Annotated in this window: 22 protein-coding genes, 1 tRNA gene and 1 riboswitch; of the genes, 10 read left to right on the top strand and 13 right to left on the bottom strand. The window is 62.2% G+C overall.

Going from position 1 to position 21,754, the window contains the following annotated elements; translation table 11 throughout:
- Positions 1-5: 5 nt before the first annotated feature.
- From BW995_RS12730 to tldD, 5 genes are all read right to left on the bottom strand, one after another.
- Positions 6-656: a class II aldolase/adducin family protein gene (locus BW995_RS12730; RefSeq protein WP_139332893.1), complete on the bottom strand. Its 651-nt coding sequence runs from the start codon at positions 654-656 to the stop codon at positions 6-8.
- Between the two features lie 82 nt (positions 657-738).
- Positions 739-1,833, bottom strand: a complete 1,095-nt coding sequence (mtnA, locus tag BW995_RS12735) for an S-methyl-5-thioribose-1-phosphate isomerase (RefSeq protein ID WP_076400774.1) — start codon at positions 1,831-1,833, stop codon at positions 739-741.
- A gap of 15 nt (positions 1,834-1,848) precedes the next feature.
- Positions 1,849-2,730, bottom strand: a complete 882-nt coding sequence (locus BW995_RS12740) for an S-methyl-5'-thioadenosine phosphorylase (protein WP_076400775.1) — start codon at positions 2,728-2,730, stop codon at positions 1,849-1,851.
- A 90-nt stretch (positions 2,731-2,820) separates the two neighbouring features.
- Positions 2,821-3,474, bottom strand: a complete 654-nt coding sequence (locus BW995_RS12745) for a YopT-type cysteine protease domain-containing protein (protein ID WP_175617067.1) — start codon at positions 3,472-3,474, stop codon at positions 2,821-2,823.
- Positions 3,475-3,663: 189 nt separating this feature from the next.
- The gene (gene tldD, locus BW995_RS12750; protein ID WP_076400777.1) at positions 3,664-5,097 is read right to left on the bottom strand and encodes a metalloprotease TldD; all 1,434 of its coding nucleotides are present in this window, start codon (positions 5,095-5,097) and stop codon (positions 3,664-3,666) included.
- Positions 5,098-5,252: 155 nt separating this feature from the next.
- Between tldD and BW995_RS12755 the strand changes: the two genes are divergently transcribed.
- The gene (locus BW995_RS12755; protein WP_322099124.1) at positions 5,253-6,653 is read left to right on the top strand and encodes a DUF3422 family protein; all 1,401 of its coding nucleotides are present in this window, start codon (positions 5,253-5,255) and stop codon (positions 6,651-6,653) included.
- A gap of 60 nt (positions 6,654-6,713) precedes the next feature.
- Here BW995_RS12755 and BW995_RS12760 read toward each other — a convergent pair whose 3' ends face one another.
- A complete protein-coding gene (locus BW995_RS12760; protein WP_076400778.1) occupies positions 6,714-7,523 on the bottom strand; it encodes a lysophospholipid acyltransferase family protein in 810 nt (269 codons plus the stop codon).
- Positions 7,524-7,672: 149 nt separating this feature from the next.
- Here BW995_RS12760 and BW995_RS12765 point away from each other — a divergent pair, with 149 nt between their 5' ends.
- From BW995_RS12765 to BW995_RS12775, 3 genes are all read left to right on the top strand, one after another.
- On the top strand, positions 7,673-8,503 hold the full coding sequence (locus BW995_RS12765) for a TIGR02186 family protein (protein ID WP_076400779.1): 831 nt from the start codon (positions 7,673-7,675) through the stop codon (positions 8,501-8,503).
- Positions 8,504-8,560: 57 nt separating this feature from the next.
- Positions 8,561-9,064: a universal stress protein gene (locus BW995_RS12770; protein ID WP_076400780.1), complete on the top strand. Its 504-nt coding sequence runs from the start codon at positions 8,561-8,563 to the stop codon at positions 9,062-9,064.
- Positions 9,065-9,152: 88 nt separating this feature from the next.
- Positions 9,153-9,710 (top strand): NifU family protein, encoded by a 558-nt coding sequence (locus BW995_RS12775; protein WP_076400781.1) that lies wholly within the window; start codon positions 9,153-9,155, stop codon positions 9,708-9,710.
- 82 nt (positions 9,711-9,792) lie between these two features.
- Here the strand turns inward: BW995_RS12775 and BW995_RS12780 are convergent, their stop codons facing one another.
- Positions 9,793-12,270 (bottom strand): hypothetical protein, encoded by a 2,478-nt coding sequence (locus BW995_RS12780; protein ID WP_076400782.1) that lies wholly within the window; start codon positions 12,268-12,270, stop codon positions 9,793-9,795.
- 177 nt (positions 12,271-12,447) lie between these two features.
- On the opposite strand from BW995_RS12780, the gene BW995_RS12785 reads away from it, so the two are divergent.
- The 4 genes from BW995_RS12785 to BW995_RS12800 all read left to right on the top strand — a co-directional run bounded on the left by BW995_RS12785 (position 12,448) and on the right by BW995_RS12800 (position 14,965).
- A complete protein-coding gene (locus tag BW995_RS12785; RefSeq protein WP_076400783.1) occupies positions 12,448-12,726 on the top strand; it encodes a hypothetical protein in 279 nt (92 codons plus the stop codon).
- Positions 12,727-12,793: 67 nt separating this feature from the next.
- Positions 12,794-13,528, top strand: coding sequence for a TerC family protein (locus BW995_RS12790; RefSeq protein WP_076400784.1), 735 nt, complete (start codon positions 12,794-12,796; stop codon positions 13,526-13,528).
- Between the two features lie 176 nt (positions 13,529-13,704).
- Positions 13,705-13,779: transfer RNA gene (locus BW995_RS12795), tRNA-Gln, on the top strand.
- Between the two features lie 247 nt (positions 13,780-14,026).
- Complete coding sequence (locus BW995_RS12800; protein WP_076400785.1) at positions 14,027-14,965, top strand: hypothetical protein; 939 nt, start codon at positions 14,027-14,029, stop codon at positions 14,963-14,965.
- 258 nt (positions 14,966-15,223) lie between these two features.
- Here the strand turns inward: BW995_RS12800 and BW995_RS12805 are convergent, their stop codons facing one another.
- From BW995_RS12805 to metZ, 6 genes are all read right to left on the bottom strand, one after another.
- Positions 15,224-16,384, bottom strand: coding sequence for a glutathionylspermidine synthase family protein (locus BW995_RS12805; RefSeq protein WP_076400786.1), 1,161 nt, complete (start codon positions 16,382-16,384; stop codon positions 15,224-15,226).
- A gap of 3 nt (positions 16,385-16,387) precedes the next feature.
- The gene (locus tag BW995_RS12810) at positions 16,388-17,155 is read right to left on the bottom strand and encodes a DUF1190 domain-containing protein (protein ID WP_076400787.1); all 768 of its coding nucleotides are present in this window, start codon (positions 17,153-17,155) and stop codon (positions 16,388-16,390) included.
- A 78-nt stretch (positions 17,156-17,233) separates the two neighbouring features.
- Positions 17,234-18,004: a hypothetical protein gene (locus BW995_RS12815; RefSeq protein WP_076400788.1), complete on the bottom strand. Its 771-nt coding sequence runs from the start codon at positions 18,002-18,004 to the stop codon at positions 17,234-17,236.
- Positions 18,005-18,100: 96 nt separating this feature from the next.
- A complete protein-coding gene (locus BW995_RS20815) occupies positions 18,101-18,481 on the bottom strand; it encodes a DUF350 domain-containing protein (protein ID WP_076400789.1) in 381 nt (126 codons plus the stop codon).
- A 151-nt stretch (positions 18,482-18,632) separates the two neighbouring features.
- Positions 18,633-18,995 (bottom strand): hypothetical protein, encoded by a 363-nt coding sequence (locus tag BW995_RS20820; protein WP_076400790.1) that lies wholly within the window; start codon positions 18,993-18,995, stop codon positions 18,633-18,635.
- Between the two features lie 274 nt (positions 18,996-19,269).
- Positions 19,270-20,418, bottom strand: a complete 1,149-nt coding sequence (metZ, locus tag BW995_RS12830; RefSeq protein ID WP_076400934.1) for an O-succinylhomoserine sulfhydrylase — start codon at positions 20,416-20,418, stop codon at positions 19,270-19,272.
- A gap of 134 nt (positions 20,419-20,552) precedes the next feature.
- Positions 20,553-20,628, bottom strand: a riboswitch (SAM riboswitch).
- Between the two features lie 230 nt (positions 20,629-20,858).
- Here metZ and BW995_RS12835 point away from each other — a divergent pair.
- Entirely contained in the window at positions 20,859-21,269 is a 411-nt protein-coding gene (locus BW995_RS12835; RefSeq protein ID WP_076400791.1) for a bacteriohemerythrin, read from the top strand.
- 69 nt (positions 21,270-21,338) lie between these two features.
- Positions 21,339-21,752: a bacteriohemerythrin gene (locus BW995_RS12840; protein WP_076400792.1), complete on the top strand. Its 414-nt coding sequence runs from the start codon at positions 21,339-21,341 to the stop codon at positions 21,750-21,752.
- Positions 21,753-21,754 lie beyond the last annotated feature (2 nt).

Raw genomic sequence — 21,754 nt, forward strand, 5'->3', positions numbered from 1 at the left:
CAGCGTTACCGCCCCTGCCGGGTCCCATAGGTCCTGAACTTCTCCAGCACCCTCGCCATTTCGGCATCATCCAATACCGGCGGCTCGGCGATTTGCAGCGCTTGCCAGTACAGGCGGGCGAGGTCTTCGACTTCGATGGTCAGGGCCAGCGCCGCCTCCAGCGAGCCGTGGGCGGCGATCATGCCGTGTTGGGCCAGCAGGCAGGCGCGGCGGTCCTGCATCGCCGTCAGGGCATGGGCGCACAGCTCCGGGGTGCCAAAGGTGGCGTAGGGAGCCACCCGGATATCATTACCACCGGCCTTGGCAATCATGTAGTGAAAGGCCGGGATGGGCCGCGACAGCACCGCCAGCGTGGTGCAAAAGGGCGCGTGGGTGTGGATCACCGCGTTCAGATCGGGGCGTTCGCGCAGCAGGGCGGCATGGAAATGCCACTCGGTGGAGGGCTGCAAGCGGCCTTCGATCTCGCCGTCAAAGTCCATATAGACGATATCCTGCGGCAGCAGGGACTCGGCGGGGACGCCCGAGGGGGTGATCAGATAGCCCTCTTCGCCACAGCGCACCGAGACATTCCCCGACGTGCCATGATTCAGCCCCTGCCGGGTCAGGCTAAGGGCAGTGCGGATCACTTTTTGCCGCAGATCAATGTTTCTGATCACCAACGGAAATCCCTATGACGTAACGGGGTCCGGGGCCTTAAGGCCCCGGCGAGGCGTGGAGCAGCGCTCCACATCCCTTCACTCACACACCAAACAAGCCTGCCAGCCCGTCACGGGTCGCCGGGCAGACGCCCTTTTCGGTGATCAGCGCGGTGACATAGCGGGCGGGCGTCACGTCGAAACCCCAGTTCCCCGCCGGGCTGCCTGCCGGAGTGATGGTGATGGTTTCGATCTGGCCGCTGGCGGTGCGCCCGGTCAACTGGGTGACTTCGGTGGCATCGCGCTCTTCGATCGGGATTTCCTTGATGCCGTCGTCCAGCGTCCAGTCGATGGTCGGGCTGGGCAGGGCGACGTAGAATGGCACGCCATTGTCGTGCGCCGCCAGTGCCTTGAGATAGGTGCCGATCTTGTTGCACACATCCCCCGACGCGGTGGTGCGGTCGGTGCCGACGATGCACAGATCAACCATGCCATGCTGCATCAGGTGGCCACCGACGTTGTCGGGAATCACCGTGTGCGGCACGCCATGCTGGTTCAGTTCCCAGGCGGTCAGGCTGGCGCCCTGATTGCGCGGGCGGGTCTCGTCCACCCACACATGAATCGGCAGGCCTTCGTCAAAGAAACGATAGATCGGTGCCAGTGCGGTGCCCCAATCGACGGTGGCCAGCCATCCGGCATTGCAGTGGGTCAGCACGTTCAGGCGCTCGGCCCCGGCGGCTTTCCGTTCGGTCCACCGCTGCTTGAACAGCGTCAGACCATGGCCCCCGATGGCATAATTGATCTCAACGTCTTCGTCACACAGGGCGGCAGCGCGCTGATAGGCAGCGGCGGCGCGCTGGTCGGCGGGCAGGGGACGCAGGCAGTCCTGCATTGCCTGCAACGCCCAGCGCAGGTTCACCGCTGTCGGGCGGGTGGCATAGAGGTGATCGTGGGCGGCTTGCAGGTTGGCGTCAGAAGCATCCTCGGCCATCGCCAGCGCCATCCCGTAGGCGGCGGTGGCCCCGATCAGCGGCGCGCCCCGGACCCACATGTCCTTGATGGCGCGGGCAGCTTCGGCCATCGAGCGCAGGGTGATCACTTCCCACGCATGCGGCAGACGGGTCTGGTCAATGATCTGCACCGAGCGGCCATCGTCGGCCAGCCAGATGGTACGGGTCGGAGTTCCGTTGACGTTCATCGCTTGACGCTCCGCTTACAGCACACGCCCGGCGACGGCATCCAGCCGGGCCAGCACCTCGGGATCACGGGCATCCTTGCTGGTGATCAGCGCATGTTCCAGCGCGGTGTGACAGCCACAGCCACACGGGCCTTCACGGTCGGCCAGCTTGGGCACCACCGTCTTGACCACCGACCGCGCCTTGTCGGCGTTGTCGAGCAGCACCCGGATCACCGCATCAACGGTGACGGCGTCGTGGTCGGGGTGCCAGCAGTCGAAATCCGTCACCATGGCGACGGTGGCGTAACACATCTCGGCTTCACGGGCGAGCTTGGCTTCGGGCATGTTGGTCATGCCGATCACGTCGCAGCCCCACTGGCGATAGAGCATGCTTTCTGCCTTGGTGGAGAACTGCGGGCCTTCCATCACCAGATAGGTGCCGCCGCGCTTGTGCGGGATGCCCAGCTCCTGACAGGCGGCTTCGGCGGCATCGCCCAGCCGCGAGCACACCGGATGGGCCATCGACACATGGGCGACGCAGCCCGAGGTGTAAAAGCTCTTTTCGCGCGCAAAGGTGCGGTCAATGAACTGGTCAACGATCACAAAGGTACCGGGCGGCAGCTCTTCCTTCAGCGAGCCAACCGCCGACACCGACAGGATTTCGGTCACGCCCGCCCGCTTCAGGGCGTCGATGTTGGCGCGGTAGTTGACTTCGGACGGGCTGATACGGTGGCCACGGCCATGGCGCGGCAGGAACACCAGCGGCTGGCCGTTCAGCGAGGCAAACATCAACTGGTCCGACGGCGCCCCGAACGGGCTGTCAATCGTCCGCCATTCCACATCGGTCAGGCCTTCGATGCCATACACACCACTACCGCCGATAATGCCGATCACCGGCCGGGCTTGTCCGTCTGCCACTTTTGCCATCCTCCACAGGACCAGAACTGCGCGGATGATGGCGGTGCCGCTCAGGCAAGGCAAGGGAAAAGCCGGACAAGAGGCAGGCTGTTACAGGGTGATGTCGGCCAGATCGCCGCGGTTCATTTTGTAGTCGGACCACATGGCGGTGAAAAATTGCGAAATCGGCCCCCATTGCTGGGCGTCGAAAATGGCAACACCATAATTCGGGTCAAAAATGTAGGTTTTCTGGCCGTTGCAATGGATACCGACCGCATGGGCCCACCGCGGAGACCCCAGCTTGCGGATCAGCCAGCTGTTGTTACCATACAACCCGAGCAATCCGCTGTAGGGCTGAGGATTCATCACCAGCTGAACGGCCTCGCTGTCCCGCTGAATGCCATAAATTTTTTCCCGGACCAGCCGCCAGTGGGCGGCGGCGCTGGCAGCATTTTCCGGATTATCACACTCCAGAGCCGCGCCGCTCAGGTGGCGAACAAAACTGCGATCCCCGATCGTGCCGTAATGGTCCTGCATCTTGAACACGGTGGAATAGCCGTAGCGGCGAAAGTTCCCGTGCAGCATATAGCGGGCCAGTGTATCTGGTGCGACCCCGTTGGCAAATTTCAGCTCGATGAACCACTGGATGACCAAGGTCATGCAGACGCCAGAGAAATTGGAGGCTTTGCCCAAGGCATAAAAATCACCGGTGATGATTTGCCATGCCTGCTTCCCGGCGTTTTCGGCCAGGATGAAATCCTTCATGCCCATTCAATCTCTCCATGGCGCACCACGCGCCTGCTTTGGCACACTGGCGAATGGCCTCTTATGCGGGAAAAAGAATGATAAGCATTACTATAAATGTCAATCTCTACCCCAACGTGTGTAGCGACAGACAAAAAACGCCACCAAGGGGGCTATTCCCTTGATGGCGTCTGTTTTCTGTCCGGGGATTTACGCCGCAGCCGTGCCGCCCACCGTCAGGCCGGCGATCTTCAAGGTCGGCTGGCCGACGCCGCAGGCGACGCCCTGACCATCCTTGCCGCAGGTGCCGATTCCGGGGTCCAGCGCCATGTCATTGCCGATCATCGACACCTTGGTCAACACATCGGGACCATTGCCGATCAGGGTTGCGCCCTTGACCGCCGGACCCAGCTTGCCGTTTTCGATCAGATAGGCTTCGGTACACGAGAAGACGAACTTGCCCGAGACGATATCGACCTGCCCGCCGCCAAAGTTGACCGCATAGAGGCCCTTCTTGACGCTGCTGATGATCTCGCCGGGGTCCTTGTCGCCGCCCAGCATGAAAGTGTTGGTCATGCGCGGGATCGGCTGGTGGGCATGGGACTGGCGGCGGCCATTGCCGGTCGGGGCCATCCCCATCAGGCGGGCGTTCAGGCGGTCTTGCAGATAGCCGGTCAGGATGCCGTCTTCGATCAGCACGGTACGCCCGGACGGGGTGCCTTCGTCGTCGATGGTCAGGCTGCCGCGCCGGTCGGGCAGCGTACCGTCATCGACCACCGTCACCCCCGGCGCTGCCACCCGCTTGCCCATCAGGTCCGAGAAGGCCGAGGTCTTTTTGCGGTTGAAGTCGCCTTCCAGTCCATGCCCGATGGCTTCGTGCAGCAGGACGCCGGGCCAGCCAGCGCCACAGACCACTTCCATTTCGCCCGCCGGAGCATCAACGCTGTCGAGGTTGACCAGCGCCTGCCGCAGGGCTTCGTCAACGCAGGTCTTCCACACCTCTTCGGCGATCACCCCGTCATAGCCGACCCGGCCGCCCAGACCGTGCGAGCCGGTTTCCAGTCGGCTGCCATCGCTGCACAGCACCGTCACGTTCAGGCGCACCAGCGGGCGAATGTCGGCGGCTACCCCATCGGGGCGGATGATGTGTACCGCCTGCCACGATCCGGACAAGGACGCCATCACTTGCTGGACTTTCGGGTCTTTGGCGCGCGCATAGCTGTCAATATCAGACAGCAGCTTGACTTTTGTTTCAAAGGAAACGGCGGGGAGCGGATTGTCAGCGGTGTACAGGGCGGCATTGGTGCCATTCGGCCCGGCGGCAAAGGTGCCGCTGTTGCCGGAGCGCACGGCTTTGACCACCTCGGCGGCGCGGTTCAGGCTGGCCATGTCCAGCGTCGAGGCGTGGGCAAAGCCTGAGGTTTCGCCACTGACCGCCCGCAAGCCAAAGCCCTGTGCGGTGTCAAAACTGGCCGCCCGGATACGGCCATCGTCGAGCGAGACCGATTCCGACTGGCGGTATTCCAGGAACAATTCTCCGTCATCCGCCCCGTCCAGCGCTGACCGCACCGTGGCGAGGCAGGCGTCCCGGTCCAGGCCGGCGCGGTTGAAAAACAGGTCTTCCGTGATGGAAAGATCGGCCATCGGTTCACTCCTACTCTCTTGGGCGGTTGGCGTTTTTTGCGCCCGGCAGCATCATGGCAGTCCCCCAATATGGGGCCTGGGACGCCATCTGTCAGCAGGTCCCTTGCCCTGATGCACAGATGGCAGACACACAGTTCGACCCAGGAGAATGACCGGTGATTGACTTGGTAGCCACAGAAATTGTTCGGGATGGCGTCCCGGCCCGCGACGGCACTGGCCGCCGGGCGATCCTGCGCGAGCATCCGCTGCGGCTGGCGCTGGCCAACGAAGTCCACGCCCGCCCCTATGAAATCCTCGAGGCTCCGGTGCGGGTGACCCATCTGGCGATCATGGCAGGGGAGCATGGGTACGATGCCGAGCGGGCGCACCTGCTGGACCTGTGTGACCGCTTTGGCGTCTCCCCGCCCGAGCCGGAGGCGATCTATTACGCCGCCACCTTGTGGCCGGAACAGGTCGGCTCGACCACCAACGGGGGGCTGCGGCTGCGCTGGGAACGTCACACCGAGTTCTGCACCTACACCTTTTACCGCTTTGATGCCTTTGGCCACAGCGACCCGTTCGGCGGCACCGCGCTTGATCTGGTGCCCGACGAATGGCTGGCCGACATGCCGGGCGAAATGATGGTCGCCTTGCATGCGGCGATCTGTGAAGGCGCTGACACCCACGACCTGACCCACATTTTCGGTGATCATCTGGTGGTTGGCAGTTCGATTGCCGAAGGCGCCGGGACGGCGTGGAGTGATTTCCGCCTGCACAACGACGGTTTCGGGCGCATCCTGATCAATGCCGACAGTCTGACCCGCGGCCAGATTGGCCGGATGGTGCAGCGCCTGCTGGAACTGGAAACCTATCGCATGATGGCGCTGCTGGCCTTTCCGATTGCCCGCAGCATGGGCCCAAAGCTGTCACGGCTGGAACGTGAAGTGGCGACCATCATCGGGGCGATGGCCGACAGCGAGCGCGAACGTGTCGTTGGTCGGGATCCCGAGCGGCTGCTGCTGGACCGCCTGATTGACGTGGCGGCGGAAACCGAACAACTGGTGGCCGACAACAGCTATCGTTTCGGGGCGGCCAAGGCCTATCAGGCGCTGGTCAACCGCTGTGTGCAGGAAATGCGCGAAGAGCGTCTGCCCGGCAGTCAGACCTTCCGCGAGTTCATGGACCGGCGGTTTGCGCCGGCGATGCGCACCTGCGAAGCGATGGCCGAGCGTGCCGATGCCCTCGGGCGACGGGTGGCGCGGGCCTCGGACATGCTGCGCACCCGCGTTGACATCAGTCTGGAAGAAAACAACCGCGACCTGCTGCACTCGATGAACCGCCGGGCCGATGCCCAGTTGCGGCTGCAAGAGACGGTCGAAGGCCTGTCGGTGGTCGCCATCAGCTATTACCTGTGGAGCCTGATCGCTTATCTGCTGAAGGGCGCCAAGGCCGCCGGACTGCCGGTCAACCCGGACATTGCCGCGCTGGTGGCGGTGCCGCTGGTGCTGGGGATGGTGTTCATCGGCGTCAAGCGCCTGAAGGCGGCGCTGGTCGGGGACGAGCACGGCGGGCATTGATGCCCGATGCCCGATCCCTGACCCCCGGGGGCGCGGGCCCTTGCCCGCGCTGCTTTTTTCTTACAGCGACAGCGTCGGGTTGACCTCGGTTTCACAGCGTCCGGTAATCGCCAGACTGTGGCTGCGGCGGATGGTGTTTTCGCAGAAGCGGGCCAGTGCCTTGCGGTCGCCGTGGTCAGCCAGGGCGGTGACCGGCAGGAAATCAACCTCGACCTGAAACGCTCCCAGACACATCAGTGCCCACAGGTGGGTCACCAGATCCATGTCGCCGTACCAGGCATAGAACGGGCGGGCGGTGATGCCCATTGGCAGGCCGCCCGAGCGGGTATAGGTGATCGACAGTGGCTGAACGCTGACCGGTGTGCCGTTGATCTCGCCCTGAGCGACGGTGAACAGCGCGCTTTTGAACGGCAGGACGCGGTTGCCGTCGGACGAGGTACCCTCGGGGAACAGGATCAGTGGCTCGCCTTCGGCCAGGCGGGTGCTGATCACCGAGCTTTCCCGGCCCGTGCTGCTGGGGCGGCGGTCAACAAACACCGTGCGGGCCAGCCGCGCCAGAAAGCCGATGCCCGGCCACGAACGGACCTCGGCCTTGGCAACAAAGCAGCCCTCGATGACACTTCCGAGAATCACGATGTCAACATAGCCGGCATGGTTGCTGACCATCAGCAGCGGGCGCAGCGTTGACGGGGCACCCCGCACCACGATGGTCGCCTTGAGAACCAGCCGGGCCACCAGCCGCCAATACAGACGGCCTGTCTGGCGATAGCCGATCCCGAACAGCATGGCCCCGCAATAGGGCAGCAGAAAAACCAGTGTCAGCAGTACAAACAGCAGCAGACGAAAGGTGGCAGAGAGTATCGCAATCATTGGATGCCATCACGGGCCAGAGTCCCCGCAACACGTGCCAGGGGGGCAACGGATCGCGGGGGCACAGTCAGGAAAAAGGAACGGGGAGGACGCCAGGGCGGCCTGTGCTCTAGACTAAAACCGCACAGGCGACAAAGGACACCACCGGTATGGGCGATCATCCCCCCCTCAAACCACGCAACCGCTTCCGCACGGGGCTGGCGGTGCTGGTCGGGCTGGTCAGCGGTGGCCTGTTCCTTACCCTGACCAGCCAGCAGACACCGGCAGCCAGCACCACCCCGCCGCCCAGCCAGATCAAGCCGCTGGTGGCCGACCTGTCAAAACATATCGTTGCCATCACCACCGGCTTTTCCGGGACCGATGTGCTGATGTTCGGGGCCACCGACGGCCCCGGCGATGTGGTGCTGGTGGTGCGCGGCCCGTCCGAGACCCAGGTGGTGCGCCGTCAGGACAAGCTGGCCGGAGTGATCTGGGCCAATGCGGCTTCGATGACCTTTGATGACGTGCCGAACTTCTTTCAGGTGACCTCCACCCGGCCAGTCGAAGAGATCCTGTCGCCTGCCGCCCGCCTGCGCCACCGCATCATGCCCGACAGCCTCGATCTGGTCCCCCGCACCGCCATCACCACCAGCGATGCAGAGCAGGAGCAGTTCAGGACCGCCCTGTTGCGCCTGAAGGAACGGCAGGGGCTGTATTCCTATCAGCCACAGGCGATCAGCCAGTTGGCCAACCGCCTGTTCCGCGCCGACCTGTTTTTCCCCTCCAACGTCCCCACCGGCGCCTATACCGCCGAGGTCTATCTGGTGCGCGATGGCGATATTGTCAGCGCCGAGATTACCCCGCTGGTGATCTCGAAAGTCGGTTTCAGCGCCGAAGTCTTTCTGTTCGCCTACAAGCACTCCGCCCTGTATGGTCTGGCCGCCATTGTGGTGGCGGTTGCCGCAGGCTGGGTTGCCGGGGTTGCGTTCCGCAAGAGCTGACCCTTTATACGACGATACGACACTCTCCCCCTATCGAGCCCCCTTGCAGAGGTCGCCATGAGCAGTTTGTACACCCAGCACCCCACCGACGATGAACACCACGGACGAACGTTTCTGGTGGTGGTGGACGAGTCGGAAGAAATGCGGGCGGCATTGCGCTATGCCTGCAAGCGGGCGCTGAACACCGGTGGCATGGTCGCCCTGCTGATGGTGGTTGACCCGCCCGAATTCCAGCATTTTGGCGGCATCGGTCGCCTGATGAGCGAAGAAGCCCGCGCCAAGGCCGAAGAAATCCTGCAACGTCTGGCCGCCGAGGTCAAAGCCGGGTCCGGCCATACACCCACCCTGTACATCCGCGAAGGCGACCGGGCGACCGAACTGCTGGACCTGATCAACGAAGAACCGGAAATCTCGATTCTGGTGCTGGCCTCGGGCACCGGCCCGGAAGGCCCCGGCCCGCTGGTCAGCAGCCTGTCGGGCAAGCTGATCAACAAGTTGCGCGTTCCAGTCACCCTGGTCCCCGGCCATCTGTCGGACAGCGCGATTGATGTGCTGACCTGATCCTTGCGTCCGGCCACCCTTTACCCGACTATAATAGTCTGGTAAAACAGTCATACATGCACTTTCAATACACCTTATGGACCAGCCCATGTTCATCCAGACCGAACCGACCCCGAATCCCGCCAGCCTGAAATTCATCCCCGGCCGTCCGGTGCTGGCATCGGGCAGCAGCACCTTTACCAGCATCGAGCAGGCCACCCACAGCCCGCTGGCCCAGCGCCTGTTCGCCATCACCGGCGTTGATGGTGTCTTTCTGGGCGGTGATTTCATCACCGTCACCAAGGCCGAAGCCCGCGACTGGCAGGTGATGAAGCCGATGATCCTCGGCGCGATCATGGAACACTACACCTCGGGCCAGCCGGTGGTTCTGGATAACAGTGCCAGCATTGCCGCCAACACCGTCACCGCCGAAGACTCCGACGTCGTCGCCCAGATCAAGGAACTGATCGACACCCGCGTCCGCCCGGTGGTGGCCCGTGACGGAGGCGACATCACCTATCATGATTTCAAGGACGGGGTGGTTTATCTGGTGATGCGTGGATCGTGCTCGGGCTGCCCCAGCTCGACCGCCACCCTCAAGCATGGCATCGAAAACATGCTGCGCCACTACATCCCGGAAGTGCAGGCGGTCGAAGCCGTGTCGTAACGGCGCGACCTTGTGTCCGGGCACAACAGGCGGCAGGATCATCCCTGCCGCCTGTTGTGTTTTCAGGAAATGCTGTCGCCCGTTACCCCGCCAGTGCCTGATCGTTCAGCGCCAGCAAGCGGCCCTGCCCTTCCAGCCGGGCGGTGATGGTCAGCAACCCGACCGGCTGTGATCCCGCCGGGACCTCGATCAGCAGATGCGGTTGCGGCCCACTGGCTGCGAACAGGCCCCGCTCCACCGTCACATTGGCCCCCTGAATCTGCCCCAACGGCAACAGGACCGGTTCAGAGTCCGCCATCGCCTTGGCGGCTGTCTTGCCACCGGACCACATCAGCGACTGAATCTGCCCCTGCGGGGCCAGCTCGTCCAACGGGATGGCAACGGTGGTCTTTGTCCCACCGGCAGAAACCGGAATCCGCAGCCGCAACAGGTTCTCTGCCGTCCGCAGACAGGACACCGTGACCATCTGCGGCTGTCCGTCGGTGATCAGCATCAAGGATGCCGAACCACAACGGGCTTCGCCGAACACGTCGCCGGGCATCAACCCGGCGGTAAACAGGCTGTACAGATAGCCATGCTGCGGCGACACCATCGCCAGACTGGCCGCAGGCCACATCAGGCGGCTGTTGGCCCTGAACAGGGACAAGGCCGATTTGCCTGCCGCCAGCGCCTCGCTGATCGGCACATCCAGCAACGGCAATTGCACCTGCGACCCCAGATTGACATCCAGCTTGATGTCTTTCAGCAGCAGCAATTCGTCATCGGTCGGCACCAGCAACAGCCGCATCAAGGCGATGCTGCCCCAGACCCGCAGGTGCGCCGGGTCGGCCAGAACGTGATCCCACAACGCCGGGGGCAGCGCCTGATGCTGGCGGATGAAGTCATACGTCCCCTGCCGGATTTCCTCGCACAATTGCAATTGCGCCGGGTCGCGCGGATCGTCTTCGCGGATTTCCACGCCATCGGCATCATAGGCGCTGACCGAGCCTTCGGGGGCACTGCAAATCTGCTCCAGAATCGCCACGTTGCGCCGCAGGGCCAGCGAGGTATGCGGGGCGATCACCTCGTCGCTCAGCATCCCCACCGCGCTGTCGTCATCGGCCAGCCCGGAAAAGCCCTCGCCGGCCAGAATCATGTAGGCCCCGTGCAGGCGGATCGGCAACCCTTGCTGGTCAAACACTTTGCGCAAGGCGTGCTGCACCGTCCCGCCATAGCCGACATCGACCAGCAACAGATCGGTATAGCTGTCGAGGTCCGGCATCTGCCGACGCAGATAGGCCAGCAGGCTGGCGCGAACGCTGTCGGTCACTGCCAACAGTTCGTCAGAAGACAACAGCGCGGGCAAGGCGCGGGCAAAGTCCTTGCCGCTGGCGGTACCACCGGGCTGGCGGGCAAAGTACTGCGTGATGGCCGGGATCGACCTTTTGAAAAATCCCTCAAGCACCGCCGCGCTCACCCCCGGCACAGCGTGAAAGAATCGTTCCAGTCCTGTGTGATCATAGCTGCCCGCGATCACCGCCACCCGCCGGTTGATCGCCAGATAGGCGGCAGGAGGGTGTCCCCTCTGCTGCCAGACCCGCAACGGGAAAAAGCCATCACGGGCGAGAAACGCCACCCCTACCCGCCGGGGCGCCCCGTCGGCAGTCGGTTCAGCCTGCAAGGCCGCCAGCCGCTGTTCCACAAAGCGGTCAAAGGCCAACATCACCGGGCCCATGGTCAGTGCGCCAATCTGCCGCAGCGGATTGCCCTCGGGCAACATTGCCATCACCCGCCGCCGCAAGGCTCGCACGCCGCCATCCTGATGCAACGGCACGCCGAACGAGGTACAGAACAGGTCGCGGACATGCGATTCACGCTGATAGACACTGGCCTCGGCCGGGCTCATCTGCGGACAGTAAAAGGAGCGCATCCCCAATGCCCGCGCCGGTTTGATATCGGCAGACGTGTTATCGCCAATGTGCGCCGCCTGCTGCGGTTTGACCTTTTGTTCCGTGAGATAAAGCTCCAGCAGACCGTTGCCTTTGCCTTTGGCGTAATCGCACGAGGCATAGAGGAAGTCCCAGCGCAAGCCCGGCACACAATGGGTCAGCAAGTCAGCCAGCCAGTCCCCTGGCCAGTAAATGTCCGAGATGAACCCGACCTTCACCCCGGCCTGTTGCAGGGCCAGATACAGCGCCAGCGCCTGATCGTGCACAAAGCACAGCTCTTTTTCAGCGGCAAACTCGGCCACTGCCAACAGCTCGCGCTGACTGCTTTTCAGCCCGAACGGCTGCGGCGGGAAATGGCGGTAAATGTCACTGATCGAAACGTCGTGCCGGTCGTGGTACTCCAGCGCTTCGTAGCGGGCTTCCTGCTCGGCATTCTGGCGGTATTGCAGGTAGTTACGGGCCTTTTGCCCGTCGCCGTCAGCGGTCGGCAGGTGATGGTACGCCCGCTCGTACACCCCCACCGGCAGGGCGCAGCGCCGCAGCAGAAAGGTGTCAAACACATCAAAGGAAAAATGCGTGATTTCTCCACGCGCAATCAGCGGCTCGAGGTCCGCGAAAACAGGAAACTTCATGCTGTCTCTCACCACACCAGTCTGCAAAATACAGTCCCATCCCATATGCACGCACCACAGTGGTGTTTCCTGGCGCATTTTTAGCCAGAAAAGAAAAAACAGCCACGCGTCCCCCCTTTTCAAATGCCCGGCCTCCGCTGATACTTCGCACCAGCAGCATCCCCGGAGTCACACGTCATGCGCACCCCTGCCCTGTGGGCATCCCTGACCCTGTTGCTTTTGACCTGTGGCGGTGCGCCCGCGTGGGCGGTCGATCTCGCCAACACCGATACCACGCCCTATCAGGTGGTTATCGAGGAAAACGGTGAACACTTCCGCTTTACCATTGCCCCTCGGGCCGTCCTGTCCGGTATCTGTTCCGACTGCTCGGTCCTGTTGAGCAACGGGCAGAGCGTCAATGCCGAGGATAACGATCTCATCACCATCAAGAATGGTCAGATGAGTGTTGGCGGATAACGCCAACCGGCTTTTTGCACAATACGCTTTTTCTGCCGCATCCCTGATGCCGTGAAGGATTTCATCCATGCTTGAACTGCTCACCGATCCAGCCGCCTGGGCCAGTCTGATCACCCTGTCGGTGCTCGAAATTGTCCTTGGCATCGACAATGTCATTTTCCTCAGCATCGTCGCCTCGCGCCTGCCGCCCGAACAACGAGCCAAGGCGCGCAAGATCGGGTTGGCAATGGCCCTGATCTTCCGCGTGGTCCTGCTGGGCAGCCTGAGCTGGATCATCGGCCTGACCGAGCCGCTGTTTACCCTGATGGACCTTGCCATTTCGTGGCGTGACATCGTGCTGGTCGGCGGTGGCCTGTTCCTGCTGGTCAAGGCAACGATGGAAATCCACGGCATGCTGGAAGGCGGCGACGAGCACGGGCCGGATGCCGGGCCGCGCCACATCAGCTTTACCTCGGCAGTGATCCAGATTTCCCTGCTCGACGTGGTGTTCTCGCTCGATTCCGTCATCACCGCCATCGGCATGGCCAACCAGTTGCCGGTGATGATCGCCGCGGTGGTGATCGCCATTCTGGTGATGCTGGTCGCCGCTGAAACCGTCGGCCGCTTTGTCGAGAACCATCCGACGGTCAAGATGCTGGCACTGGCCTTCCTGCTGGTGGTCGGGATGGCGCTGGTTGCCGATGGTGCCCATTTCCATGTGCCGCGCGGCTATGTCTACTTCGCCATTGCCTTCTCGGCGCTGGTCGAAGCCCTGAACCTGTGGGCCGCCGCTGCCCGCAAGAAAAAGCGCGCCCAGCAGTAAAAGGGGAAAGGGAACAGGGATGTGGAGCGCTGCTCCACACCTCACCGGGGCCTTGAGGCCCCGGACCCCGTTTTGTTGATTGTCGTATCCTGTGAGGGCTACGGCAAAAAAACTCTTGCCTCGGGATTTTTTTTCCCCTACCTTGCCGCTCCTTCCAATGCGGAAGAAGACACGGATGGGGCGTCGCCAAGCGGTAAGGCACCGGTTTTTGGTACCGGCATTCCCAGGTTCGAATCCTGGCGCCCCAGCCAACTTCTCAATCATCAATAATTTCAAGCAGTTGCAACAGATCAGGCGGCAGCGGTTGTACACGCTGGCAGGGCGGCTGGGGTTGTAATTTGTGGGTCAGGTTTGGCTTTGAGCAACTGATGCTCAGCCAGCGGCCCTCTCCGATTGGCTAATCCGGCAGGAGAGTTTCACAAGGTCGGCCTTGGCCACGTCGCCTTGACCATGCACTTTCCCGGCGGAATGCTGGCTGGTCCAGGCAAGGAGGATAAGATGCCCGACGGCGGAAGCACCAGGATCAGCGCGGATCGTGTCCGGTACATCAAACTCGGCGAAGGCGGCAGCTGGGAGAAGGAATGCTTCGAGCGAGGCATCGTCCGTATGGGCTACAACACCGGCATCCATTTCGACATGCTCACTGATGCCAACCTTTCCGCCTATGGCAAGACCTATACCGACGCGGATAAGGGCAAGGGCAAGGTTACCGAGATCGTCAACGTGGTCCGTATCTTCCGAGATGACCCTGGTGTAATCCTCTGGATCACTTTCTCTGGCCGGCTGCTCCGTTGGTGTTTTCTGGACCCCGCCTCAGCGTTGGAACGGCACTCCGATGGCAGAGGCACCTTCCGCCGCACCCTGGATGGCTGGCACTCCCGCGACCTAGCGGACCAGCCGCTGCGTATGGAAACGCTGTCCGGTCACATCACCCAACTTGCTGCCTACCGAGGCACCTGTTGCGATGCCAAGGACCCGGAGTATGTCGTCCGCAGGATCAACGGCGAGCGTCGCACGGAGGTGGTCGAGGCTGAACGCCTGACTGCCGACCTCCGGCGGGTAATCATATCCATGATGAAACTGCTAACGCCGCAGGACTTCGAGTTGCTGGTTGATCTGGTATTTTCGGGCAGTGGGTGGCGTCGCCAGGGTGTCGTCGGGAAAACAGAAAAACTGGTGGACATGGAGCTTTGGCTGCCAACGACTGATGAACACGCCTTCGTACAGGTCAAAAGCAAGGCCAAGCAGCGGGAGTTTGACGAGGAATACGCTGAGGCCTTTACCAAAATGACCCAGTTCGGGCGCATGTTCTACGTCTATCACTCCGGCCACATCACCTGCTCCGACGATAAGATCACCATCCTCGACCCGGAAAAGTTTGCAGCTATGGTCCTGGACGCGGGGCTGACCTCTTGGCTCATGCAGCGGGTTGGCTAACAATTTAGAGCGTTCTCACACCGAGCGAAAACGCTCTGCCCTTTTAGGGCCGTACTTTCCGAGCCGTTGACCGTCGATGGTCAACTTGAAAATAATCTAACCTTTTGTTCTGTCGCATTGTTTTTGCGAAAACCGGTTCCCACTTTTCGCACAATGCTCCAGGTGTTTGGTCCCGTGTACCACGGAGATGGGATGTGCGGGGCCTGAAGGCCCCGACAAAGCCATGGAGCAGCGCTCTACGGTTTCCCCCACCTGTTCTCAGCGGAAGAAATGCGGGACGAAGCGGCTGCTGTCCTTGGTGATCAGGCCGTCGTCTTCGCGGATGCACAGGCCGCAGGCCTTGGCCCCAACCATCCACACCCCCAGCACCGCATGCCCCCGACCGGCTGCCGCCAACGGAGCGCGGGCCTGCCAGACATAGCCTTCGCTGCCATAGTGGCCACCGCTGGCAGCAACGGTCGAGCCATCGGGATCATAGATGGTGACGTTCTCGCCCTCGCGTCCCAGCAGAGCCTTGCGCACCAGCCCCTGCGGAGCCAGCGGTGCCACCGCCGAGCGATCGAAGCTGGCGGGCAGCAGGTTCGGATGATGGGGGAACATTTCCCACATCTGGGCCAGCAGCGCCTTGTTCGACAGCACCATTTTCCACGCCGGTTCGATGAACGACATGCCGGCGGCAGCAATGTGGGCGGCGAATTCTTCCTGGGCCAGCCATTCCCATGGATAGAGCTTGAACAGCCGTCGCATCGGCTGTTCCTGCATGTCCACGAACTGGTGGCGATCCTTGTCCCAGCCGATATCGGACACCGCAATCAGCGACGTTTTGAATCCGGCGTCCTGAGCGCAGGCCTCGATATAGCGCAGATTGCCTTCGTCTTCGGCGTGCGGCATCACGCATGACAGGTGCAGGGTGCGGCGGGGATCGGCTGACGGCAGGCCGTGCAGCATTTGCGCAAAGCGGTCGGTCAGGGCTTCGTCCAGCGAATTGAACTGGTCGGCATCGGGAAACACCGCTTCGCGCCAGTGATGCTGCACAATCGCCGACTCGAACAGCGAGGTCGGGGTATCGGCGTTGTATTCCAGCATCTTGGGCTCGCCGTCGCCGGTCCAGGCAAAATCAAAGCGACCGTACAGGTAAGAATCATCCCGCCGCCAGCTTTCCGTCACCAGCTCCGCCGCCAGCCCGGTGATGCCGAACAGCGGCAACAGCCGGTCTTCGACCACCGCCTCGACCGCCTGCAGGGCCATCTTGTGCAGGGTGGTGGCGGCATCGTCCAGCCGGTCGATTTCGTCGAGAGTAAATTCCCAACAGGCGTTTTCGGTCCAGTAGGGCAGCGAATCGATGGTGTGATAGTTCAGACCAACCCGCTCGACCTCTTGCCGCCAGTTCGGGCGTGGTGCGCACTGATGACGCTGCATGTGTCAGCCTCCCCGGCTTGCCGATGATGATGCAGAAGACCCGAAGCCGCCCCGCGACACCGATGGGCTGGCAATGCCCACCGGCGATGATTTGCGCGATGAGCTGGCATCGGACGAGTTATCGTTGCTGGCTTTGGGGGTGCTGGAAATACCCCATGCCGAGGTCGAAGAGCGCGGGCTGCTGGTCGAGGTTGAGCCGTCCTTGCCACTGGTCGTCGGCGGGGCGGCGCCGGTCGAACGGCTGCTGCGGCTGCCAAACCATGAAGAGGACGAGGAACCGGACGACGAAGGGGAATAGGACGAAGACGACGGGCGGGAAGACGACGACGAAGACGACGTATAGGGCACCGACGAATAGGACGACGGCCACCACGACGTGCCACTGCCCTTGCGCGGCGGTTCCTGCCATTGCTTGTAAAGCGGCATGGCGGAATAGACCGGGCGACGGTGGTCCATCGCCCGGCTGATCATGAAGCCGGTCAACAAGGGGGCCCACAGCGAACTGTTGCTGACCTGACGACAACCGCCAGCGCTGAACTCTCCTTCGCAGGCGGACTGGTTCTGAAAGGTCGGTACCGCCGTGGTATCGGACATCACCGCATCATAGGTGTTCCGACACAGCTGCCGGTCCCCCATGCTGGACGCATCGCCCAGGCACTCGTCCAGCGATCGGTAAGAGCGTGTCTCCTCTGGCTCATCCCTGGATGACCCGGCCCAGTATCCCAATGCCAGAAAGGCCGCCCCGCACAGCAGCCAAGGAAAGACCTTCATGCTTCCACTCCCCCGAGGCCTGCCCCGTTCCGGCAGGCCTCCTGCGTCTTTACGCTGCCCGTGCGGGCAGGCTCACCGTTATTTTTTCAGCGCCGCCAGCCGGTCCACCGCCGAACGGCTGTCGGTGGTGCCTTTGCCAGCCGCGTCGTTCAGGGCCTGCTGAACATAGCTGTTGGTCGACGCCGGAGCGTCCTTCAGCACCTGACTCTTCATCCGCTGGGATTCCGCCTGCTGGCGCAGGGCGGCGGCCTTTTCGGTCATGGCGTTAAAGCCAACCCGCAGGCCGGTCTGCTGACCGCTTTTATCGCGCAGACCGGCAACGCGGGCGGCCTGTTCGGCCTGAGCCTTGGCGCGGTCGGCGTCGATTTCGGCCCGCTTGAGGTCACGGCGGGCATTTTCCAGATCAGAGCGGGCCTTTTTCAGCGCCGCACCCTTTTCCTGATAGGCCTTTTCCGCTTCGCGCAGCAGGGCTTCGGCTTCGACCACGTCCTGCTTTTCCTTTTCCATTTCGGGAACCAGCTTTTCCAGCAGGTCCACCAGCTCGTTCAGGCCGGTATTGATGGCAGCCTTTTCGGCTTCGGGGGCGGCCTGCAGCCGCACCTGCAGGCTTTCGGCAGCGGTGAAATGCTGCTGATAGCGCTTCTCGACCGCCTCGAATTCCTGCACTTCGCGGTTATAGGCGGCGCGCAGCTCGGCAATCAGCTTGCCAGCCGCGTCCAGATCATCTTCCATCACCCGCAGATCAGCCTGAATGGCCGCATCGGTATCGAGCGTTGCCAGCAGGTTGGTGGCCTCCTGGGCCAGATCACGCGTCTTGATGCCGATCAGGTGCTTCAGAAAATCCAACATGAGAAAACTCCGCAAAGACGCCGGATACAACAGCGTGGGACAGGAATGACCCGCATCAAGCGGGCGTGACATCAGATATCAGGGGGCGCGGACGCCCTAATAGGTCATCGCCCCGGCGTTCAGGATGCCGATGGCAATCGACAGGCTGCCGACGAACACCCCGTAAGAGACCTGATTGTTGGTAATTCCATCACGCAAATTGCGCAGAATTATGGCAACGACACCCCAGGCAACCAACTGTGTCACCAGAGCAATCCCGCCCCAGGTCAGAAAGTCGATCAGGTCCGAGGTGTGGGCCAGCACCGTGTACAGCGGCAAGGTCAGGCCGATCATCGTGCCGCCACAGGCACAGGCTGCTGCCGTGTTGCCCTGACGGATCAGGCTCAGTTCCTTGTAGGGGGTGATGACCATATAGGCCCCCATGGCGACGGCAAACACCGCCACCGCAGCGCCAAAATACATCAGATAGTTCAACATGCCGTCACACCTTGATTGCGGAGTTTGCCCAGACAGGCCCGCGCACCCTGCCAATTCAGCATCGCGCGCGCGGCAAAGATCTATCATATCAAGGCGATTGAGGCACTCGCAAAGTCTCCCGTCATGGGTGATAAAAGCACCTGCTGACAGTTTAACGCACCTGCGCCGAGCGGGTGGTCTGGTGATCGACCGCCTGTAACTCGCCGACCACCGCCCAGAAATCTGCGCGGCAGGCAGCGGCTTCTTCGCGGTCGGGGGGCGTGGCGGTGCTTTCTGCCGACCAGCAGGCAAAACTGTCCTGCGCCACCCCCAGCAGGGTGGCCCGCTGGGCGGTCCGCGGACCGAGACTGACTTTCTGCAATTCGGCACGGGCCACCGCCAGATCGCTGGCAAGAGCCTGATCATCGGCAAGGGCCGGGGTCAGGGAGGCAACGATCAGCAAGGCTCCGGCAACGGAAGCTCTGGCCAGCGGTAGAGCCAGCACCGAACCAAACGACTGCGCAGAGGACAACATGGCAAGGGAATCCTTGGGATACCTGTGATGCTGTGACTCTGCGCCGGGATTGCGGCAGTCCGATGGCGGAGGCAGGGAATGTTTGTGGTCATGCGGTGGCATGCGGAACACAAAAGCGGCGCCCCCGCTCCCGAGAGCGCCGCTGTTCGTCAGGGCGTGCCTGGACCAGCGTGCGTTAACTCTGACGCATGCACACTGGTCCAGGCTTTTGTTTTGTCGCAGTGATTTTGCGCAAAACCGGAACCACTTTTGCGCTCACTGCTCTATCAAGCCGTTACAGGGCCGCCAGCCCGCGATCCACATCGGCGATCAGGTCGGCAATGTCTTCCAGACCGACCGACAGGCGCAGCAAGCCGGGGCCAATGCCCTGAATTGCCTTTTCCTCGGCGGTCAGACGCTGGTGGGTGGTGGTCGCCGGGTGGCAGGCCAGACTCTTGGCATCGCCCAGATTGTTGGAAATCTTCACCACCCGCAGGGCATTCAGGAAGCGGAAGGCCGCATCCTTGCCACCGGCAAAGTCAATCGCCAGCACCGAACCGCCACCGGACATCTGTTTTTGCGCCAGCGCATACTGCGGATGGCTTTCCAGATCGGGATGCAGCACGCGGGCCACCCCCGGCTTGCCTTCCAGATGGCGGGCCAGCGCCACCGCGTTGGCGCAGTGACGTTCCACCCGCAGGGCCAGCGTTTCCAGCCCCTTCAGCAGGGTCCAGGCATTGAACGGGCTGAGCGTCGGGCCGGTATGACGCAGGAACGGGCCGCACACCTCCTCGATAAAGGCTTTGGTGCCGAGGATTGCCCCGCCCAGACAGCGGCCCTGCCCGTCGATGTGCTTGGTGGCCGAATAGACCACCACATCGGCCCCCAGCTGCAACGGATGTTGCAACATCGGGGTGGCAAAGACGTTATCGACCACCACCACCGCACCGGCCTTGTGGGCCAGCGCGCAGACGGCTTCCAGATCAATCAGCTCCAGGCCGGGATTCGACGGGGTTTCCAGCAACACCACCCTGGCCGGAGTCGCCAGCGCCTGTTCCCAGGCGGTCAGATCGGTGCCATCGACGAATTCGGTGACCACGCCCCACTTCGGCAGCAGCTCACCGGCAATCCACGAGCACGAGCCAAACAAAGCCCGCGCCGCCACCAGCCGGTCTCCGGCTTGCAGTTGACAGGCCAGCGCCCCGAACACCGCCGCCATCCCCGAGGCGGTCGCGCGGCAGGCTTCGGCGCCTTCCAGCAGGGCCAGACGGTCTTCAAACATCTGGATGGTCGGATTGCGGAACCGGGAGTACACATAGCGTGCATGGGTGCCGTCAAAGGCCGCCTCGGCCTCTTCGGCGCTGCCGTAGACATAGCCGGAATTCATGAACACCGCTTCGGCTGTCTCGTCGAACCCGGAGCGCAGGGTGGCCCCATGCACCATGCGGGTCTGCGCCGCCGCATCCTCGGGAAGCCCCAAGGCAGCGCCACCGGTCGGAAAGACAGGGGAAGAAGAACGGGAAGCAGTCATCAATACGGCCCTTTCGCCATCATATAACCGGCGCGGTCGGGGCCGGACGATGCCGGGCCGGGACCTTTTAGCGGAAGTTTTTTCGTGGCCGCAAGCCGGTCGCCAAATCCCACGTTCGTTATGTATAACGGACGCCTTTTTCCACTTCAAGCCCGCACCTTGGCGATCATTACCCCTAAAAACCCCATGCCCTTTCTGCATACCCCCCATTCTGGACAGTGCCGTTTCATCGACACAACCATAGGATATGCACTTTAGATAGAAAGCACTATCCTTTGGTGTCTCATGCGTCGCAGCCCCGCAGGCGCACACACGTCCAGACGAACACCCAAAAGGGGGGGAGGAAACAGACCATGCCCATCGAATGGCGCGACAAGCTGAGTGTTGGTGACCCGACGCTGGATGCCGACCACAAGAACCTGATCAAGATCATCAATGAATTCGAGGAAAAGGCCGATGCCGGCTTTGACCGTCAGGTGCTGTCCGAGACCCTCAAGCGGTTGATGGGCTATGCCAAGGAGCACTTCGCCCGCGAAGAACGCCTGCAGGCCCGCATCAACTACCCCTACTATGACCGCCACTGTCAGGAACACCGCCGCCTGTTGCGCGATGTCGAAGGCCACATCCGCACCTACATGGAGGACACAAGCACCGAAATCGACGGTGAAGTGAAACTGGCCATGCTGCATTTCCTGCGTGACTGGCTGATCAACCACATCATCGAGCAGGACCTGAAGATGCGGCCCTTTCTGGGCGCATCATAAATCCAGCGTCATCCGACCGGCAGCAAGCCGGACAAAAAAGAACACTCATGAGGATAAGGAGAGTCCACCATGCCCATCGAATGGCGTGACAAGCTGAGCGTCGGTGAGCCCACCATTGACGCCGACCACAAGATGCTGATCAAGATGATCAATGATTTCGAGGCCCAGGCCAACATCGACTTCACCCGCCAACTGCTGTCCGACACGCTGAAGTCGCTGCTGGAATACGGCAAGGCGCATTTCGCCCGCGAGGAAATGTTGCAGGTGCGGATGGGCTATCTGTACCACGACAGCCACCGTCAGGAGCACCGCCGCCTGATCCGCGACATCGAAGCCTTTGCCCGCACCTACATGACCGATGCTTCGCTGGAGCTGACCCCGGCGGTCAAGATGCACATCCTGCATTTCCTGCGCGACTGGCTGATCAACCACATCATTGATCAGGACCTGAAGATGAAGCCGTTCGTGATGCGTCAGCGGTAAGA

Source organism: Insolitispirillum peregrinum, assembly GCF_900156605.1.
Lineage (GTDB): Bacteria > Pseudomonadota > Alphaproteobacteria > Rhodospirillales > Rhodospirillaceae > Insolitispirillum > Insolitispirillum peregrinum.

Bases quoted from the DNA above. Each gene is read 5' to 3' on its own strand.
- mtnA (WP_076400774.1), bottom strand. From the start codon at position 1,833: ATGAACGTCAACGGAACTCCGACCCGTACCATCTGGCTGGCCGACGAT.
- BW995_RS12745 (WP_175617067.1), bottom strand. From the start codon at position 3,474: ATGAAGGATTTCATCCTGGCCGAAAACGCCGGGAAGCAGGCATGGCAA.
- tldD (WP_076400777.1), bottom strand. From the start codon at position 5,097: ATGGCCGATCTTTCCATCACGGAAGACCTGTTTTTCAACCGCGCCGGC.
- BW995_RS12760 (WP_076400778.1), bottom strand. From the start codon at position 7,523: ATGATTGCGATACTCTCTGCCACCTTTCGTCTGCTGCTGTTTGTACTG.
- BW995_RS12765 (WP_076400779.1), top strand. From the start codon at position 7,673: ATGGGCGATCATCCCCCCCTCAAACCACGCAACCGCTTCCGCACGGGG.
- BW995_RS12770 (WP_076400780.1), top strand. From the start codon at position 8,561: ATGAGCAGTTTGTACACCCAGCACCCCACCGACGATGAACACCACGGA.
- BW995_RS12775 (WP_076400781.1), top strand. From the start codon at position 9,153: ATGTTCATCCAGACCGAACCGACCCCGAATCCCGCCAGCCTGAAATTC.
- BW995_RS12780 (WP_076400782.1), bottom strand. From the start codon at position 12,270: ATGAAGTTTCCTGTTTTCGCGGACCTCGAGCCGCTGATTGCGCGTGGA.
- BW995_RS12785 (WP_076400783.1), top strand. From the start codon at position 12,448: ATGCGCACCCCTGCCCTGTGGGCATCCCTGACCCTGTTGCTTTTGACC.
- BW995_RS12790 (WP_076400784.1), top strand. From the start codon at position 12,794: ATGCTTGAACTGCTCACCGATCCAGCCGCCTGGGCCAGTCTGATCACC.
- BW995_RS12800 (WP_076400785.1), top strand. From the start codon at position 14,027: ATGCCCGACGGCGGAAGCACCAGGATCAGCGCGGATCGTGTCCGGTAC.
- BW995_RS12805 (WP_076400786.1), bottom strand. From the start codon at position 16,384: ATGCAGCGTCATCAGTGCGCACCACGCCCGAACTGGCGGCAAGAGGTC.
- BW995_RS12810 (WP_076400787.1), bottom strand. From the start codon at position 17,155: ATGAAGGTCTTTCCTTGGCTGCTGTGCGGGGCGGCCTTTCTGGCATTG.
- BW995_RS12815 (WP_076400788.1), bottom strand. From the start codon at position 18,004: ATGTTGGATTTTCTGAAGCACCTGATCGGCATCAAGACGCGTGATCTG.
- BW995_RS20815 (WP_076400789.1), bottom strand. From the start codon at position 18,481: ATGTTGAACTATCTGATGTATTTTGGCGCTGCGGTGGCGGTGTTTGCC.
- BW995_RS20820 (WP_076400790.1), bottom strand. From the start codon at position 18,995: ATGTTGTCCTCTGCGCAGTCGTTTGGTTCGGTGCTGGCTCTACCGCTG.
- metZ (WP_076400934.1), bottom strand. From the start codon at position 20,418: ATGGTGCATGGGGCCACCCTGCGCTCCGGGTTCGACGAGACAGCCGAA.
- BW995_RS12835 (WP_076400791.1), top strand. From the start codon at position 20,859: ATGCCCATCGAATGGCGCGACAAGCTGAGTGTTGGTGACCCGACGCTG.
- BW995_RS12840 (WP_076400792.1), top strand. From the start codon at position 21,339: ATGCCCATCGAATGGCGTGACAAGCTGAGCGTCGGTGAGCCCACCATT.